The 15,523-nt window shown below is 62.6% G+C and carries 23 protein-coding genes; all 23 read left to right on the plus strand.

All coding sequences use genetic code 11. The features are described 5' to 3' along the window. Positions 1-425: primase-like DNA-binding domain-containing protein (locus ABIZ35_RS21185; protein WP_348221920.1), on the plus strand; the 425-nt coding region annotated here is incomplete at its 5' end. Beyond that, positions 425-949 carry a hypothetical protein gene (locus ABIZ35_RS21190; protein ID WP_348221921.1) on the plus strand — a complete coding sequence of 175 codons (525 nt, stop codon included), beginning with the start codon at positions 425-427 and terminating at the stop codon, positions 947-949. The genes ABIZ35_RS21185 and ABIZ35_RS21190, both read left to right, overlap by 1 nt. A 284-nt stretch (positions 950-1,233) precedes the next feature. After that, complete coding sequence (locus ABIZ35_RS21195; protein ID WP_348221922.1) at positions 1,234-1,689, plus strand: hypothetical protein; 456 nt, start codon at positions 1,234-1,236, stop codon at positions 1,687-1,689. Then, on the plus strand, positions 1,689-2,162 hold the full coding sequence (locus ABIZ35_RS21200; protein WP_348221923.1) for a hypothetical protein: 474 nt from the start codon (positions 1,689-1,691) through the stop codon (positions 2,160-2,162). Before ABIZ35_RS21195 ends, ABIZ35_RS21200 begins: the two co-directional genes overlap by 1 nt. Next, on the plus strand, positions 2,152-2,505 hold the full coding sequence (locus tag ABIZ35_RS21205; RefSeq protein WP_348221924.1) for a hypothetical protein: 354 nt from the start codon (positions 2,152-2,154) through the stop codon (positions 2,503-2,505). The genes ABIZ35_RS21200 and ABIZ35_RS21205 overlap by 11 nt, the downstream gene beginning before the upstream one ends. Then, positions 2,492-3,169 carry a VRR-NUC domain-containing protein gene (locus ABIZ35_RS21210; protein WP_348221925.1) on the plus strand — a complete coding sequence of 226 codons (678 nt, stop codon included), beginning with the start codon at positions 2,492-2,494 and terminating at the stop codon, positions 3,167-3,169. Before ABIZ35_RS21205 ends, ABIZ35_RS21210 begins: the two co-directional genes overlap by 14 nt. A 189-nt stretch (positions 3,170-3,358) precedes the next feature. After that, on the plus strand, positions 3,359-3,547 hold the full coding sequence (locus ABIZ35_RS21215; protein ID WP_348221926.1) for a hypothetical protein: 189 nt from the start codon (positions 3,359-3,361) through the stop codon (positions 3,545-3,547). A gap of 47 nt (positions 3,548-3,594) precedes the next feature. Further along, complete coding sequence (locus ABIZ35_RS21220) at positions 3,595-4,056, plus strand: hypothetical protein (RefSeq protein WP_348221927.1); 462 nt, start codon at positions 3,595-3,597, stop codon at positions 4,054-4,056. Positions 4,057-4,060: 4 nt separating this feature from the next. Beyond that, complete coding sequence (locus ABIZ35_RS21225) at positions 4,061-4,312, plus strand: hypothetical protein (protein WP_348221928.1); 252 nt, start codon at positions 4,061-4,063, stop codon at positions 4,310-4,312. Positions 4,313-4,536: 224 nt separating this feature from the next. Further along, positions 4,537-4,821: a hypothetical protein gene (locus ABIZ35_RS21230; protein ID WP_348221929.1), complete on the plus strand. Its 285-nt coding sequence runs from the start codon at positions 4,537-4,539 to the stop codon at positions 4,819-4,821. 88 nt (positions 4,822-4,909) lie between these two features. Next, the gene (locus ABIZ35_RS21235) at positions 4,910-5,116 is read left to right on the plus strand and encodes a hypothetical protein (protein WP_348221930.1); all 207 of its coding nucleotides are present in this window, start codon (positions 4,910-4,912) and stop codon (positions 5,114-5,116) included. Between the two features lie 28 nt (positions 5,117-5,144). Beyond that, positions 5,145-5,675, plus strand: a complete 531-nt coding sequence (locus ABIZ35_RS21240) for a hypothetical protein (RefSeq protein WP_348221931.1) — start codon at positions 5,145-5,147, stop codon at positions 5,673-5,675. Then, positions 5,618-7,069, plus strand: coding sequence for a terminase family protein (locus ABIZ35_RS21245; RefSeq protein ID WP_348221932.1), 1,452 nt, complete (start codon positions 5,618-5,620; stop codon positions 7,067-7,069). Before ABIZ35_RS21240 ends, ABIZ35_RS21245 begins: the two co-directional genes overlap by 58 nt. Then, on the plus strand, positions 7,051-8,811 hold the full coding sequence (locus tag ABIZ35_RS21250) for a phage portal protein (RefSeq protein WP_348221933.1): 1,761 nt from the start codon (positions 7,051-7,053) through the stop codon (positions 8,809-8,811). Before ABIZ35_RS21245 ends, ABIZ35_RS21250 begins: the two co-directional genes overlap by 19 nt. Before the next feature lie 19 nt (positions 8,812-8,830). Next, the gene (locus tag ABIZ35_RS21255; protein ID WP_348221934.1) at positions 8,831-10,525 is read left to right on the plus strand and encodes a hypothetical protein; all 1,695 of its coding nucleotides are present in this window, start codon (positions 8,831-8,833) and stop codon (positions 10,523-10,525) included. After that, on the plus strand, positions 10,501-10,710 hold the full coding sequence (locus ABIZ35_RS21260) for a hypothetical protein (protein ID WP_348221935.1): 210 nt from the start codon (positions 10,501-10,503) through the stop codon (positions 10,708-10,710). The genes ABIZ35_RS21255 and ABIZ35_RS21260 overlap by 25 nt, the downstream gene beginning before the upstream one ends. Before the next feature lie 103 nt (positions 10,711-10,813). Further along, positions 10,814-11,875 carry a hypothetical protein gene (locus ABIZ35_RS21265; RefSeq protein ID WP_348221936.1) on the plus strand — a complete coding sequence of 354 codons (1,062 nt, stop codon included), beginning with the start codon at positions 10,814-10,816 and terminating at the stop codon, positions 11,873-11,875. Between the two features lie 60 nt (positions 11,876-11,935). Beyond that, the gene (locus ABIZ35_RS21270; RefSeq protein WP_348221937.1) at positions 11,936-13,264 is read left to right on the plus strand and encodes a DUF5309 family protein; all 1,329 of its coding nucleotides are present in this window, start codon (positions 11,936-11,938) and stop codon (positions 13,262-13,264) included. Between the two features lie 97 nt (positions 13,265-13,361). After that, positions 13,362-13,856 carry a hypothetical protein gene (locus tag ABIZ35_RS21275; RefSeq protein WP_348221938.1) on the plus strand — a complete coding sequence of 165 codons (495 nt, stop codon included), beginning with the start codon at positions 13,362-13,364 and terminating at the stop codon, positions 13,854-13,856. A 9-nt stretch (positions 13,857-13,865) separates the two neighbouring features. Beyond that, positions 13,866-14,537, plus strand: coding sequence for a hypothetical protein (locus tag ABIZ35_RS21280; protein WP_348221939.1), 672 nt, complete (start codon positions 13,866-13,868; stop codon positions 14,535-14,537). 18 nt (positions 14,538-14,555) lie between these two features. Further along, on the plus strand, positions 14,556-14,885 hold the full coding sequence (locus tag ABIZ35_RS21285; protein WP_348221940.1) for a hypothetical protein: 330 nt from the start codon (positions 14,556-14,558) through the stop codon (positions 14,883-14,885). Beyond that, positions 14,885-15,310: a hypothetical protein gene (locus ABIZ35_RS21290; protein ID WP_348221941.1), complete on the plus strand. Its 426-nt coding sequence runs from the start codon at positions 14,885-14,887 to the stop codon at positions 15,308-15,310. The genes ABIZ35_RS21285 and ABIZ35_RS21290 overlap by 1 nt, the downstream gene beginning before the upstream one ends. After that, the coding region (locus ABIZ35_RS21295; RefSeq protein WP_348221942.1) for a hypothetical protein at positions 15,307-15,523 on the plus strand (217 nt) is incomplete at its 3' end. The genes ABIZ35_RS21290 and ABIZ35_RS21295, both read left to right, overlap by 4 nt.

Raw genomic sequence — 15,523 nt, forward strand, 5'->3', positions numbered from 1 at the left:
AGGACATCATCGGAGCCTTTATCGAGGAATGCTGCGGACGCCATACCTACGCCGTAGTGGCTGCTGGAGACCTGTACAAAGCCTATGAAGCCTGGTGTAAAGACAATGGTGAATACACGAAGTCCCAGCGCTTCTTCGGCACCTCGCTGGGGCAACGCGGCTTCGAACGCACACGGAGCAACGGAACCCATAAATGGCGTGGAATTGGGCTTCTCACTGAGTCCGAACGGGAATTTGTGCAGGATCAGGACAGTGCTGCAAGTGCCCCTTTAGAGGCTGATTGGTGTAAAGTCTCCGGTCTTAATTCTTCACGAGAGGACTTTACACCAAATCACGTCACTGGGGGCACTTCGGACACTGTCACCACCCAACTCTCTATTGACACTGAAACCTTATCGGACCCGAAAGAATGGGAGCTAATTTGATGGGAACGAAAACCGAAAAAGCGCCAAAGACATTGATTCCCGCCAGGTCGCCTAAGAGCATGGTCCTTTCGACGCTCGAAGACGTGCTTCAGCACTACGCGGCCGGGGGGATCCAGTTCGCTCTGCGCGACGGCGGGCAGCTGGGCATTCGCGACCCTGAGAAGATCATGCCCGGATGGCTGCGGGACTGGACCCGGCACCACAAGGACGCGCTGACGCGGCTCGCCGATCGCCGCGCCAAGAAACGCACGATCGAGCGCAACTTGACCGCCCTGCGCTTCGCCGCCGGGCTGGGCGAGCGGGGCCGAGAGCAAAGCCTGCTGCTGGTCCATCGCCAGCTCTGCTACTTCGAGGCGAAGCTTGCGACGATCGACGATCCCGAGGACGTCTTCAGCGACGGCGACGCGAACTGTTTGTGGGCGAATTACGCGGAGCTGATCGAAGACGCGGGACGCTACCCGATCCCTATGGACGATCCGCGCCCTCGAACCTCAGACGGGATGCTGAAGAAGAAAGAGGGGTGAGGAGGATACCGTAACCCCATGCACGCTCCCTCCCCCGGGAAACCCCATGTACGTGCGCCCGGGAGACGAAGAGAGGGGAGAGCAGCCACCCGTGAGCCTTTGAGCGCGCTTGAGGGCTCACGCGTGTGCGCAGGGGACGAGGGGCGATTGTGATAGTGGTGGCGATCAGGACGCTACCGCGCCGCCTGTGGGCTTTGGGATCGAGGGCGGCGCCCCTACATATCGATATGACGCATAGCGTAATGTGCGGGTATTCCGCGCGGAATAGAAAAGGAGACGGATCAATGTTAGAAACGAAAGCGGCGCTTCGGGAGCGCCTGGCGGAAGCGGAAAAGCAGCTCGCGGAAGCGAAGTCGGAGAACGAAGCCCGCTGCGAGTCGTTCGATGACACCATGAACGATCTGTGGGCGCTGATCGATCCGGACGGGGAGCCGGATACGTGGACCGGCCCGGATCATGTGGTGCGCTGCGTTACCAGCCTGGTCCAGATCAAGGATGCGAGGATCGCGGCGATTACCTTCCAAAACACAGACTTGGAGAGGTTCGTGCGTGAAGTGGCGGTGATGCGTCTGGGCTGTTCGGAGACGGATCCGCACTTCGATTATATCGCTTACACGTATGCGGCGATCGACCGGCTGACAGACCGGGCGGAGGCGGCGGAAGCGACGCTGCGCCTGCATAGCCGTCCAGGCGCTCGACGGACGTCGGGGAGCATTATCACGAAGGGAGTGACGGCGTAATGGCAGGTCTAGACGTATGCAAAATCAAGATGGCTCTTGATGTGACGGAGGTCGCCGAGTTCGGCGCCATTGTCCGCAAGGCGGCGCTGGTGGACGCGGTCCAGCGTGAGTGTGTGGAGCTGGTCCGGCAGCGCACGGAGTCGGCAGCGGCCGCGCAGGCGCTGGGCGAGGCGTGGGAGGACCTTGAAGCGTTTTGGAGATACGGTCAGCCAGGCGGGGAACAGGGCTTCGCCTGGCGTCTGCATCTCGTCAGAGAGGCGCTCGCGAAGATCGTGGATCCGCCAATCGTTGGTCCGTACTGCATCCAGTGGTACGACGGCGAGCCGGAAACAGAGGACGATGTTGAGGACATCGATGACGAGCTTCCGCCCTGCGAGCGCTGTTCGGTTCCGTGCGCTCCGCAGTTCTGTCCGCTGGGCGGCAAGTGGCGTGAGGCGAATGGCATAACCGAGGAGGATGACCATGTTGGTTGAAATCGCTGGCTGGACTGTGCTGCGCGACGAAACCGATTTCCAGGAGTTCGTAGCGGCGAACTCCACATCGCACCGCGAGGGCGTGCCAACCTTCCCGTGCATGGTGAATGCGCGGTTTGACGCCTGTGAGGAGACGTTCTATGCCTACATCTACCCTTCTCAGTTGACGGAGATGTTCCGCCACATGTGGGAGGCGATCGTCGGAGGGGAGCGATTGCCAGGCGTCCCGATAATCGGCGTGGACCTGGCTGCACTGGGTGGCGATTATTCAGCAAGCCCCATGGGGCGTATTGGCCCCGATGTACGCGCTGGGACAGAAGAGGAAGCAAATGCCGAAGGGTAATGGCTTTGACGAGGAATGGCTCCGGAACCTGCCGCCGAGCGTGCGAGCGCTCAACAAGGGAACGCTCCAGCAGTTCGAGCAGATGGGGCAGGCGGCGGCGAACGCTGGGAAGGTGAGCGTTTCGGAGGCTATCGACGGTATACGGGGGACCGTGCAGCAAGGAAACGATACAACGCCATCGCCGGGAAGGCGTCACATAGAGTGCCTTAACCTGCCGACGACGCCGGCGGACGATCCGAAGGTCGTGAAGCGTAAGCGGCAGCTGGAGCACGCTGAGCAGTCCGCCTTCTTCACGCAGATCGAGCGCGCGATCAAGGACGGCCACGCCGACTATCAATGGATCTTCGCGATCCCGAACGGCACGGCCGCGACGCCGAGGGTGGGGGCGATGATGGTCGCCGAGGGCGTGCGCGCCGGCGTCCCTGACATCATGATCGCCTGGCCGCGCATCGATCCGAACGGCCGCGTGTGGCACGGCTGCTATATCGAGATGAAGGAGCCGCTCAACGGGGGCAAGGTCAGCGACAAGCAGCGGGACTGGCTCAGCCACCTGGCTCACGCGGGCTACAAGGTGGCTGTCTGCGACACGTGGCGCGACGCCTGGGTGTTGACGACGACGTATATGGGGTGGGCGCGTCCGGCGCCGCCCGAGGGAGAGATATGATCAGATTTCGAAACGTGCGCTTTGTGCTCTCATGCTATCGCCAGGCGGTTGATGGGATTTGGTTGCGCGATGACCGCCCGCGACGTCCATACCGGCGGATCGATCGCGTCACGATTTCAAAGGTTTAACGCCGTCCTTGCCGCTTCCCGGCCGGCGGCGAGGCAGACCGAAGGCCGGAAGGAGAAACACATGAACGCCGATACAGGGCAGATTTACTATAGCGCCGAGGCAATCGAAGCTGCTAAGGCGCGCGGCGAGCGATTGATCCCGCTGAGCCGGGACATCGCGAAGACGCTGCGCATCTCTCAGGAGACCGACGAAGAGAAGCGCGCAAGCTTCAAGGCCGTCGCGGCATCAGCACGGCGCCGGAAGCCCTAAGACAGCCCTGGGGAGGCGATCGCCTCCCCAGGCAAGGAGTAACAGAAATGGCGACGTACGCTAAATCGACAGACGTTTCCCCCGAGCGATCGCGCGACGAGATCATCGCCACGCTTCAGCGCTATGGCTGCATCAAGTTTGGCTTCATGGTGGACGGAGAGCGCGGCGTCTCAGTCGTCCAGTTCGAATTCAAGAACCGCCCGGTCCGCCTGTCCCTGCAAAAGCCGACCGAAGCCAATGACCAGATGAAGCAGCGCGCGATCGAGACGCGCCGCAGCCGCAAGCCGGCGGATATGCTGGAGCAGACCCATCGGCAGCGGTGGCGCGCGCTGAGCCTGTACGTGAAGGCGATTTGCGAGGCGATCGAAGAGCAGATCGTGACCGTCGATCAAGCCTTCCTGCCGTTCATCGTCCTGCCGAACAATCAGACCGTCGCCGAGTGGGCGGCGCCGCAGCTCGCGCAGTTTGCTCTGGAGGGCAAGAACCCGCCGTTGCTTCCTGGAGGATAGATCGATGCAAGAAACGCCGTGGACACCGCCGGGCACGCTCCCGGCTTCAGAGCTCTGTTTCTACGACGAGAAGACGCTCCGGCGACTGACCAGGACCCAGGCCGCGCAGGCGTGGTGCGTTTACTCCTGGGGCATGAACGGCGGCGAGTGGCCGGCGATCAAGGAGATCATGCGTCACCGCGACGTTTCCGCCGGCACCGCGTGCAAGGCGCTCAAAGCAGCCAAGTGTAGTATTTTTTCATTAATGAAAAAATAGTGTGCGAAACCTATTGCAATCCAAACGTACGTGCGTGATAATATATATACGCGTTTGAACGACGCTCCTGCCCTGGAGCTGCGAGAGATAGTCATCGTGGCTCCTGGTTGTTCAAACACTGTCAATATCGCCTGGTCGCTCTGACTAGGCGAGTAACCTTTTTCTCGTAGCCGGACCTATACGTCCCCGGTCCTACACTCGATCTCCGTCTCAATTAAACCGCCATGAAACCAAACTGGGATTCGCTCTTTATGGGCGGCTGTCGCCCTGCCGACGCCGCACGTCTTATGCGTTGCTCCTGCGGCGAAGCTCGGCGCCAGCTCGACCAGGCGCGCGCGCGCTTCAACGCTGAGCGCGCCGCCGAGCGGATGCAGAACCGGGCATGCACGGCCGTATCGAACGATGCTTCGTACGAGTCCATGCACCTGTGGGGCGTCGGCGGCTTGGGGCGCGGCGTCTCGCTGGAGAAAACCGGCGATGTGACGTTTGCGCATATGGTGGGACGCTGATGGATATGGCTATTGGCTTTGCGACCGGCGTCGCGTTTACGATCGTCGCCAGCTTCCTGTTTCTGTTCTTCACCGGGAGTTTACATCGATGACAGAAGTCTCTGTAGCGCAGCTCGCCTGGTGGCGCTTTGCCCGGGATGGATGGAGCGCAAAGGATGCGGCCGCGAAGATGGGCGTCAGCGAAGAGGATGCGCAGCGGGAGATTGCGCGCATTCGCCCGAGAGTGGCGGCGCACGCCATCACAGAGGCGGTCGCTCACTACAAGCGATCGACGTGGGGCTCACGTTTGAACTAGGCGCGGTTATTCCGCGCGGGATACGATTATGGCTGCTGTAAAACAGGACGCCGCAGGAAAGCGGATGATTATCGAGCGCGTGATCGCCGGCGACAGCAATAGCGAGATCCGCAAGAAACTCATGGACGCCGGCCACCCGGCCGACATGACGGACCAAGCGTTCACCGTTTACCGCTCCAACAAGGAAGTGGTCGCCGCAATCGAGCGCAAGGATACGGAGGCGATCCAGTCCGGTTACGCGCAGCGATCGGAACGAATCCTGAAGCTCGCCAGAACGGCGAAGCGTCTGGAGAAGAAGCTCGCTGCGGACAACGAGACGAACGAGTTCACGATCCAGGACGAATACCGGCTTGGAGCCGTGCTGAAGGAATATCGCGACACCCTGCACGCCATCGGCCAGTTGGTGGATCCGAAGAAGCCGCAGGCGATGGACGTGAAACTGGAGGGGCAAGTCAAGGTCACCAGTGACGCCCTGGAGACAGCTGGTAAAGAGCTATCCGAATGGCGAAAGCAACTGACCGAAGATCTATCGAACTTGCTAAATGCGCCGCCGACGTAGCGTATTTTACACACTTCTTTTGCGTGATCGACGACGCACAGGACCATGGCGACGGCGGGGGAACCATGCCCTTCCACCTCTGGCCGGCGCAAGTCAAGGTACTGTGGCTGTTTCTCGTCGCGCGCCTGATCCTGATCCTCAAAGCCCGCCAGCTGGGGATTAGCTGGCTCTGCTGCGCTTACGCGCTCTGGCTTTGCCTCTTCCACCCCGGGAAGCTCGTCCTGATCTTCTCCAAGGGCCAGCTCGAAGCGAACGAAATGCTTCGCCGCATTTCGGTCCTGTATGAGCGCCTTCCGGAATGGATGCTCGCCGCGCTCCCGCAGCGTGTCAAGGATAACACTGAGGTGCAGGCGTGGGCGAATGGCTCCAGCGTCATGAGCCTCTCGAAAGCCGGTGGGCGATCGTTCACGGCGTCCCTGGCCATCCTCGACGAGGCGGCCCACATTCAGGGATCCCGCGAACTGTACATGGCGCTGAAGCCCACGATCGACGCCGGCGGACGGCTGATCATTCTCTCGACGGCCAACGGCCTCGGCAACCTCTTTCATCTTCTCTGGACGCGCGCGGTCGCGGGCAAGAACACGTTCAAAACGATCTTCCTGCCCTGGTGGGCGCGCCCGGCCCGTGACCGCGCTTGGTACGAAGCGCAGCGCGCGGAGGCGACCGACCCCGACCAGGTCAAACAGGAATACCCCTCCACGGCCAACGAGGCGTTTGTCGCCTCCGGCCGCGTCCGCTTCGCCGGCGACTGGATCAACGCGCAGACCGACTTCATTGAAGATCCGATCCCAGTCGCCGATCTTCCGGACAGCCTGCGCGGAATCGACAGCATTCAGGTCTACCGCCTGCCGGTCGCTGGCCGCAAGTACGTGATCGGCGCCGACGTCGCCGAGGGCTTGGAGCACGGCGACTTCTCCACGGCGGTCCTGATCGACCAGGAAACCTGGGAAGAGTGTGCGACTATCCACGGCCACTGGGAGCCGGACGAGTACGCCGGCCTCCTGATGGCGCTGGCGGCTCCCTACGGCGCCCGGATCGCGGTCGAGCGCAACAACCACGGTCACGCGGTGCTCGTGACGCTGAAGATGCGGGACGCGAAGAACGTCGTCGATGGACACGACGGCCGTCCTGGCTGGCTGACCAACGCGCAGACGAAGCCCATGTCCATCGACCTTCTCGCGCAGGCGCTGCGCGATGTGATTTGTAAGGTGAGGTCGGCGGCGGCGCTCGACGAGATGCAGATTTATCGCCGGCTCGACAATGGCGGGACCGGCGCACCCGAAAGCTACTACGATGACCGCGTGATCGCCTGGGCGATCGCCTTGATCGTGGCGCGCAACCCGGGCGGATGGGCTCAGGACCCGGAACTCATGGATTGGCTCAAAAACCGATGACTTGGCCCTTCAAACGAAAACAAGAAACGCCCGCTGCAGTCGCTCCGGCGCCCGCTCCCATCAATGTGGAGGCGATCGCCAGCGCAGCGGCTGCGGAGGCCTCGCTGGCCACGGCTCAGATCATGACGGAGACGTTCCGCGCCATCGTGGCGACGTCTCCGGTCGGACAGGCGCCCATGGCCGTGGGAAACTCTCCATTCAACGTCTACGCCTACAACCGGCCGATGGACTTCACGACGCCCCAGGATCCCAACCGCCGGCCGCGCCAGGTCATCAGCGTCGATATGCTACGCAGCCTGGCGGACCGCTACGACATCCTGCGCGCGTGCATCCAGCACCTCAAGAGGGAAGTCGCGGCGGTTCCCATCCAGATCGTCAGCAAGGATTCGAAAGACGACAGCGACGCCACCAAGAAGCGGATCAAGGAAGCGGAGGCGTTCTTCGGCATGGGCGGCGGGCTTGGCGGACCGGGCAAGATGCGCGGCGAGTTCGAAGGCATGTGCATTGAGGACCTGAGCGTCGTCGGCAGCGCGGCGATCTACTACGCGCCGACGCTTGGCGGCAAGCCCTACGAGGTGTTCGCGATCGACGCCGCGACGATCCGGCCCAACGTGGACGGCTTCGGGTTTCCAGGGCCTGGCCAGGAAGTCTTCGAGCAGTGGATCTACGGCACGAAGGTCAACGGCTACACGCGCGACGAGCTGAACTTCATGGGCCTGCCGACGAACGCCCGGTCCTACACGCCGTATTACGCCTCGCCGATCGAATGGCTCGTCATGACCGTGCGCAGCGCCTTGAAGGCGGACGAATGGAACGCGGCCTGGCTGACGGACGGCAATACGCCCAACACGCTGATCGCGGCGCCGGAAAGCTGGACGCCGACGCAGATGCGCGAGTACGCGGAGTACTTCGACGCGCTCCTCGCCGGCGACAGCAAGATGCGCCAAAAGGCGAAGATCGTTCCCGCCGGCACGAAGGCGGAATCGCAGAGCCGGAAGGATCAGGACTTCAAGGAGTTCGAACTGTGGCTGCTTCGGCGGACGTGCGCGATCATGGGCGTTCAGCCTGCGTCGATCGGCTTCGCCGGTGAACAGTACAAGGTCAGCCAGGAAGACAGCATGGACTCGACGTCCCAGTTTGGCGCGGGCGTTATCCTGGACTGGCGGCAGGCGATCTATGACGACCTTCTGATCCGTCTCGGCTACGACGATCTGGAAGCCAGGAACGTCACCGACCGGGAAGAGAAGGCGACGGAGCGCGCGACCCGAAATGTTGCGCTCGTCGGCGGAGGCGTCAAGACGATCAATGAAGCGCGCAAAGACGAAGGGCTCGACCCGATCGACGGCGGCGATACGCTATTCGTCCCCGGCGCGCTTCGGCCTCTCGATCAAGCGCTTGCGCCCCCCGAGCCTGCCCCGGCGCCGGGCGGCGACCCGGCGGATACTAAGAAGCCTGCCGGCGGCGCTCCCGTGAAGAACGGCGATCAGCAGCGGGTGGAGCTGGCTCAGTGGCAGCGCAAGGCGGAGAACAGGATCCGGCAAAATAAGCCGGCGGCGGCGCCGTTCGAAGCGCTGTCCCTGCCGGTGGAGATCACGGAGCGCGTCGCCGGCGGGCTGCACGATTGCAAGACGGTCGCCGATGTCCGGACGCTCTTCGCCGAGGTCGCCGTGAAGAACCGTGAAGCGCTCGACGACTGGGCGCAACGTCTTAGCGATGAGCTGAAGGAACTGGCGATCGCATGACAACAACAGGCGATGGATTATGACGGGCGAACAATACCGAGCGCTCTTGATCCGGTACCGACAGCAGCAGCTGGAGGCCACGCGCGATAATATCAAGCGGCTGGAGACGGTCTACGATCGCGCAAGCAAGTCGATCGTCGGTCAGCTCGCGGCGACGCCGGAAGACAGTCTGCGCGCCTCCTACCTCGGCGGGCTGGGCGAGAGTATCGATGCGACGCTCAAGGCCCTGCGCAGTGACTTCGCGGACCTGCTGGTCGTCTCGATGACGGACAGCGCGCAGGAAGCGGCCACACGCGAAGCGACCGTCGCCGAGCTTGCCGGCGCGGCCGAAGATCGCCGGCTGATCCCAAGCCTCACGACTAATCGCAAGCTGACCGATGGGACCGTGGTCAAAGTCGCGTTTGGCGACGTCGCGCAGAGCGCCGTGGAGCGCTCAGCGTCTCGCGTGTATTCGGATGGCTGGCAGCTCTCCAGCCGCCTGACGAAGCTGGACGCCTCGATCCGAACCACGATCCAGGATACGATCGTGCAGGGCGTCGCCGAGCAGCTCAGCGCCAAGAAGCTCGCGGACCGGCTGCAGGGCGCGATGACGGACGCCGGCGCGGACAATCCACGCTACCAGGCGATGCGGATCGCCAGGACGGAGATCAACACCGCGCACCGGGAAGCGCATATCCTCAGCTGCACGGACGGCAACGGCCAGCTGAAGCCCTACATTCTGGCGGTTGGTTGGCGGCTGTCGTTGTCTCACCCGCATGCGGACATCTGCGATATCTATGCGGCCGACGACGGCGCGGGGCTGGGCGCTGGGAACTTCCTGCCCGCCGACGTCCCCAGCTCTCACCCGCATTGCTTGTGCTACACGATCACGGTGCTGACGGACTATCCGGACATCCACCCGCCGAACAAGGCGCCGGATGTGGAGGCGGTCCCTGCGTCGCAACTAACGTACTACGCCGACAAGTACGCGGACCAGGCCGCCGCGCGTCGCCTGCTGAAGCTGGCGGAGCAAGAGACGACGGCGCTGTCTCAGGCCCCGATCTCCACCGTCTTCAATGTCAACGCGACGCGCGGCAAGCAGGGCATCGATCACGCGATCCAGACGATTGAAACCGTTCACACGGTTCCAGACACGCTGACGGCGATTCCCGTCCTGACGGACAGCCAGGCCAATATCGGAGCGTTGGGACAATACAGCCTGGACCCTGCTAAGCGAAAGATCGAGGTCGCTTACGACGGCGGCTGGCCGGCCATGACGATGGCGCATGAAACGGGGCACTTTCTCGACCATGTGGCGCTCGGCGATCCGAGTATCCCGAATGTCAAGGGCTTCGGATCGAATGCATCCCAGGCGCTGGATGATTGGCGGCAGGCAGTCCACAATTCGAAAGCGTACAGCGATCTGCAACAAATCTACGCTTCGGGGGTCTCACTATTTACGGATCAAAACGGAATTCAGCAAAGGGTTCCGGTTTCGCCTGCGTTCTTTGAGTATCTCTTAAAGCCGTGGGAATTGTTTGCTCGGTCCTACGCGCAGTACATCGCCGTCGAGAGCAAAGATCCGGTATTATTAGCGGAGCTGACGGCCGCTCGTGATACCTTCGACGGCAAGGCGACGCGGCGACAATGGCAAGACGCGGATTTTGAAGCGATAAGGCAGGCGTTTAACGACCTGTTTGAGGTGCTGGGATGGCGACAGAAACAAGGCCCGTAGAACAAAGGATCTGGGAACAGACCGCAGAGGAACTGGCGAGCCAGATCGGCGGCGGCGTCACGGCGGCGGACGTCGAGGCGTCTCGCAAGCAGACGGACCGGATCGACGAACTGAAGATCCAGGGGTTCACCGAAACGGAAGCGATCCTGAGCATCATTCTTGCTTCGAAACTGACGTACGAATAAACGTCCCCAAGTTCAAAACTACAAATCGTTCACAAAGAGTTGCGCGCCATCAGGCCGCAGCTCTTTTCTCGTTCAAGGCTACTAAATTCCAAGGCTACCAAATATGGCAAACAAAGTCAAAGTCAAAGGCGTTCACCTCTTCGCGCCGATCCAGCGTGTCGATGAGACGACACGCACCGTCACCGCTTACGCCTTCGTCAATGAAGTCGTCGAGGGAGAGGGCGGGATCCGGCTGAAGCGGACCGCGATGGAAGCGGCCACTCCGGACTACATGGCGTGGGCGAACATCCGGCGCATGCACCAGCCTGACGCGGTCGGCATTGCCGAGAGCGTGGACTGGGACGCCACCGGCGCCAAGCTGACGATCAAGGTCGTTGACGACGACGCCTGGGAGAAGTGTCGCACCGGCGTATACAAGGGCCTGAGTGTCGGCGTGTCGGCGACGGTCATGCGCGGGAAGGACGTCGAGTCCTGCAAGTGGTTCGAGACGTCGCTCGTCGATCGCCCGAAGGATCCCGGCGCCGTTTTCATCGCGGTTCGAGCCGAGGGCCTTGAAGACGGCGAAGAAGAGTTCGAAGCCGAGCAGCTCGAACGCGCGGAAGGCCCTCGCTCCTTTGCCGCCATGATGGCCGCGAACAACATGTGGGACAACGGCTATGAGGCGCTCGACGCGCTGTTCTCGGCGTTGATCGATATCTGCTACAGCGACGCCGATGACAAAGAAGCCCTCGCCCGCGAATCCTGTTCGCAATTTGCAGACTACATCGCGCCGATCGTCGGCGGTGGAACGCTCCCCAAAGAGCGCGCCGCCCATCCCGACCTGACGCGTGTGGTCACACTGGAAACGGACAATGCGGCGCTGATCACGCGCGCCGAGGCGGCCGAAACCGATCTTGTCAGAGTGCAGGGGCTTTTGAGCACCGCAGAAGGGCAAGTGAGAGTTTTGGAGCGCAGGGCAGCCGACATCAAACCGCCGGTCCGGTACCCCCACGCGGTCGACCGAACGTTCCACAGCCAAGAGGACGATCCGGACGCCGCGGCTCTCGACGAAAAGCGGACGGAGCTCGCACGGCTTTGCGCCGAGCGCCCCACCGACCCCGCAGAGCAGCAGCAGCTCGTACATCGCATTCAGGTCCTGAAGCAGCAGCTAGGGCCAAACAACTAACGCATATTTAATCGGACACCAACGCACTTCGCGTTTCACTCACTCTCTCACGGAGCGACCATGCAGAAAACTTTCCAGCCCATGCAGGGGCATTTAACTGTCGAAGGGACTGTCCTTCAGCGCGCCGGCTTCATGTCGCCGGCGTTCGGACCGACGGGAATCGAAGTCGGACCGACGATCCCGCTCTTCACGCGCGGCGTTGCGGCTCCGCAAATGTCGGACGAATTGAAGGCGACGATGGAGCGGGTTGCAACCTACCGCTCCATCGGCGAGCCCGAACTTCAGCGCGCGGAAGTGATCGGCGATCTCTCGCAGATCATCATGCAGCTCAACACCAACATGCAGGAGTTCCAGCGCGCGGTCACCAGCACCAGCAGCGCGTTCCCCGTCCGCGAGAACCTGGAAGCGGAAAGCAAGATCCTGATCCCGACCGACACGCCCATGCGAAACCGCCTGGCGCGTAAGACGGGATCCGGCAAAGCGTCGGCCTGGAAGCAGACGATCAGCCTGGGCGGCGGCTGGGCGACGGGCCTGGACCAGCCGGGCAGCGCGGCCGCGATCCGATCCTTCTTTGCGGAGACGGGCGCGCCGGCGGACCATGTCACCTCGTACGCGGACAAGAGCGCCACGTACAAGCTGATGGGAACCTACGGCAGCGTGACGGGCTTCGCGATGGCGTCGGGCGCCAACTTCCAGAACCAGCTGGCCACGGAGAAGACGAACGCGATCCGCAACCTCATGCTCAATGAGGAGAACGCGATCATTAACGGCGACTCCGCTTCGACGGCGGCGCCGTGGGGCGACGGCGCGACGGCGATGGCGTTCGATGGCCTGCTGACGCTGACATCGACCGCGAACGGCACACCCACCGCGCAGGTCCAGGCGGCAGTCGGCGCGCTGACCACGGCGCACATTGACGCGCAGCTGACGCGGCTCTGGAACCAGGGCGCGCAGAACATCTACATGCTGGTGAACGCACAGGAAGTCAATTCCCTGGTTCACCTGGCCGAAGCTTCCGGCACGGTCATCCGCGTGATGGCGACCGCGTCGAATGATACGCTGCTCGGCGTCAAGGTCACCGGCTACAAGCATCCGGTTTCCGGCGAGATCGTGCCGATCGTTCCGGATCGCTTCATGCCCGCCGGCACGATCCTATTCGGCTGTGACAGTCTGCCGGACGGATCGCCCGCCGCCGACATCGAGGTCCTGCCGCAGGTGCAGCTCCCGGCCCTCGCGCCCAACGAATCGATCCAGGGCTACACCGCTCAGGAGCTCGCGCCGACCACGGCCGCGCCCCAGGTCTACCCGTTCATCGTTTCGGTCTACGAAGTACTCCGGATGAAGAGCGCCAAGCACTTCGCCAAGTCGAGCGGCCTGACCGCCGTCTAGTCCGGGCCATTAGATCACTTTATCCCGCGCGGGATACGACAGGGAGCGCCGATGGCGCTCCCTGTTTCAGTTTGAGAAAAGGACCATTGCGATGGATATGTTTCACGATTTAAGCGGCATGACCCAGGACGAGACGGCGGCGGATAACGTCCGGCAGTTCGTCGGGACGGGCACGCCGTTCCTCGCCGTTCTGGGCCTGACACTGCTTCAGGGCGTTCGCGTCGGCTCCATGGCGCTCCCGCTCACGATCGAGCAGGAGTTCCCGACCGATCAGACGATGAAGCGGCTTCAGGTCCAGACGAGCGATCTGGTCAAGCTGGAGACGTCGCCCGACGGCGAGCCGTTCCTGCTGCGCTCCAAGCAGAGCAATGACGGGATCTGGCAAAAGGACATTCCAATCTTCGTGACCGGCGTTTGGTCGGACAAGACGGCCCCGAAGAAAGCCGCCAAGCCCGCCGCGCCGGCGGATCCCGGGAAGATGAGCATCGACGATCTGAAAGCGGAAGCGGCGGCGCTCAAGATCGCGGATCCGGATAAGCTCTCGCAGGACGATCTGATCAAGGCCGTCATCGCCTCGCGCGTCGCCAACTAGGAAGCCGCCATGTCTATCCTCGTCCCCAAGCAATACGACGCCTATCCCACCGTGGACGATGTCGTCAAATTGATCGACACGACCAATGTTCTGCCGGATACGGACGCCTGGTCCGCCGTGGGCTGCATCGACTGGGGCGCCCACCTCTCGGAGGCGATCGAAGAAATGGAGACGAGGACGGGACGGCGGTTCGGCGTGACATCGGCGACGGCGCGGCGCTTCGATCTGCCAGCGAACGCGCGAGGCTTGATCGATCTGGGCGACGAGATCTGCCGGATCGATTCTATCACCGTGAACGGCTCCGCGATCGCCGAAGACGACGATTATGTCCCGGGCCCGGCGAACGCGGACGCAGCGGGCCGGCCCTGGCGCTGGATCGAGCTATTCACCTTCAGCAATGGCGGGCTGGTCCCTCGGCGGCCTGTGACAGTCACCGGCCTGTGGGGTTATTCCAGCAAAGTCCCTGGCGACGTCTACAACGCCATCCGCTACAAGGTGGCGGCTCTGGTGGCGCCGTCGCTCGCTCTGTACGTCAGCAAGGGCGTCATCTCCTGGAAGCTGGGAGAGGAAGAAGAGCGATTCGCCTCCGGGAAGGACGGCGGACCCATGGCGACCGCTACGGCGGCGTGGGAAGCTCGCTTCGACCAGGTCGCGGCGAGCAAGAGAATGACGACGGTGTAAGCATTAGGATTTGAACCCATGCCCCGAGACATTATCAAGGTCACCGTGAAGCGCAGCCAAACGACGGTCACGGATACGTTCGGTGAAGAGAACACAGAGACGACCGTTAAGGGCTCGCCGTTCGCATGCCGCCTGTTCCGCCTGCCGCAGGTGCAGATCCCGCGCGAGGAAGCGGCGCCGGGAGTGACGCTGCTGGACCAGGTCCGCGTGCTCAGCTTCCTGGATCCCGCGACCGCAGTCGCCGTGAACGATATTGCGATCCTCCCCGGCGGCGCGCGCGCGAAGATCCTGCGGCTGCGCGGCAACAATCGCCGCCTTCAGGCGGACCTGGAAACGGGGGCTGAGTGATGGCGGATGATGGACTGTCCAAGGTTCTCGCCAATCTCGACAAAGTGATCGACGAGATGCACCAGCGGGCGGAGATCGCCGCCGGGGAAGTCGCGGCAGCGCTTGAGGGCTGGGCGAAGACGGAGCACAAATGGGGCAACCCTTACAGCAAAGGTTACGTCCCGACAGGAGCGACGGACAACACCACCATCGCCACGGTCACCGAGGCCAGCAAGGAGATCATCCGGATCACGCTGAGCGCCGGCATGGAGTACGACGTGTTTTTGGAACTCGCCCGGAACGGAAAATGGGCGTGGTTGTGGCCGGTCATCGAGCGGCATAAGGGCGACATCCTCGCCATGATCGCCAGGCGGATGCAGCTCGGCGCGTCGATCGCCATCAGCAAGAGCGTCCCGACTTCTGGAAAACAGGACGGCAAGTTATGAGCATCCTGACAAAGCGATCGATCAGCGCCGCCATGGCCGGTGACGCCGTCCTGGTAGCACTTCTCGCCAAGCATCCCAAGAATGCAGCGCTTCCCGCGATCTTCAACGCTTACAAGAGCCAGGCGCCGCCGGTTTACAACTGCCTCACCTATCGCATCGAATCCAACAATCCAGACGCGCGTTTCCGTCCGCCCCCGGCAGCCGGGGGCGGAC

The organism is Capsulimonas sp. (assembly GCF_039929585.1).
Classification (GTDB): domain Bacteria; phylum Armatimonadota; class Armatimonadia; order Armatimonadales; family Capsulimonadaceae; genus Capsulimonas.

Coding starts and splice junctions, on each gene's coding strand:
- ABIZ35_RS21190 (WP_348221921.1), top strand. CDS start 425: ATGGGAACGAAAACCGAAAAAGCGCCAAAGACATTGATTCCCGCCAGG.
- ABIZ35_RS21195 (WP_348221922.1), top strand. CDS start 1,234: ATGTTAGAAACGAAAGCGGCGCTTCGGGAGCGCCTGGCGGAAGCGGAA.
- ABIZ35_RS21200 (WP_348221923.1), top strand. CDS start 1,689: ATGGCAGGTCTAGACGTATGCAAAATCAAGATGGCTCTTGATGTGACG.
- ABIZ35_RS21205 (WP_348221924.1), top strand. CDS start 2,152: ATGTTGGTTGAAATCGCTGGCTGGACTGTGCTGCGCGACGAAACCGAT.
- ABIZ35_RS21210 (WP_348221925.1), top strand. CDS start 2,492: ATGCCGAAGGGTAATGGCTTTGACGAGGAATGGCTCCGGAACCTGCCG.
- ABIZ35_RS21215 (WP_348221926.1), top strand. CDS start 3,359: ATGAACGCCGATACAGGGCAGATTTACTATAGCGCCGAGGCAATCGAA.
- ABIZ35_RS21220 (WP_348221927.1), top strand. CDS start 3,595: ATGGCGACGTACGCTAAATCGACAGACGTTTCCCCCGAGCGATCGCGC.
- ABIZ35_RS21225 (WP_348221928.1), top strand. CDS start 4,061: ATGCAAGAAACGCCGTGGACACCGCCGGGCACGCTCCCGGCTTCAGAG.
- ABIZ35_RS21230 (WP_348221929.1), top strand. CDS start 4,537: ATGAAACCAAACTGGGATTCGCTCTTTATGGGCGGCTGTCGCCCTGCC.
- ABIZ35_RS21235 (WP_348221930.1), top strand. CDS start 4,910: ATGACAGAAGTCTCTGTAGCGCAGCTCGCCTGGTGGCGCTTTGCCCGG.
- ABIZ35_RS21240 (WP_348221931.1), top strand. CDS start 5,145: ATGGCTGCTGTAAAACAGGACGCCGCAGGAAAGCGGATGATTATCGAG.
- ABIZ35_RS21245 (WP_348221932.1), top strand. CDS start 5,618: ATGGCGAAAGCAACTGACCGAAGATCTATCGAACTTGCTAAATGCGCC.
- ABIZ35_RS21255 (WP_348221934.1), top strand. CDS start 8,831: ATGACGGGCGAACAATACCGAGCGCTCTTGATCCGGTACCGACAGCAG.
- ABIZ35_RS21260 (WP_348221935.1), top strand. CDS start 10,501: ATGGCGACAGAAACAAGGCCCGTAGAACAAAGGATCTGGGAACAGACC.
- ABIZ35_RS21265 (WP_348221936.1), top strand. CDS start 10,814: ATGGCAAACAAAGTCAAAGTCAAAGGCGTTCACCTCTTCGCGCCGATC.
- ABIZ35_RS21270 (WP_348221937.1), top strand. CDS start 11,936: ATGCAGAAAACTTTCCAGCCCATGCAGGGGCATTTAACTGTCGAAGGG.
- ABIZ35_RS21275 (WP_348221938.1), top strand. CDS start 13,362: ATGTTTCACGATTTAAGCGGCATGACCCAGGACGAGACGGCGGCGGAT.
- ABIZ35_RS21280 (WP_348221939.1), top strand. CDS start 13,866: ATGTCTATCCTCGTCCCCAAGCAATACGACGCCTATCCCACCGTGGAC.
- ABIZ35_RS21285 (WP_348221940.1), top strand. CDS start 14,556: ATGCCCCGAGACATTATCAAGGTCACCGTGAAGCGCAGCCAAACGACG.
- ABIZ35_RS21290 (WP_348221941.1), top strand. CDS start 14,885: ATGGCGGATGATGGACTGTCCAAGGTTCTCGCCAATCTCGACAAAGTG.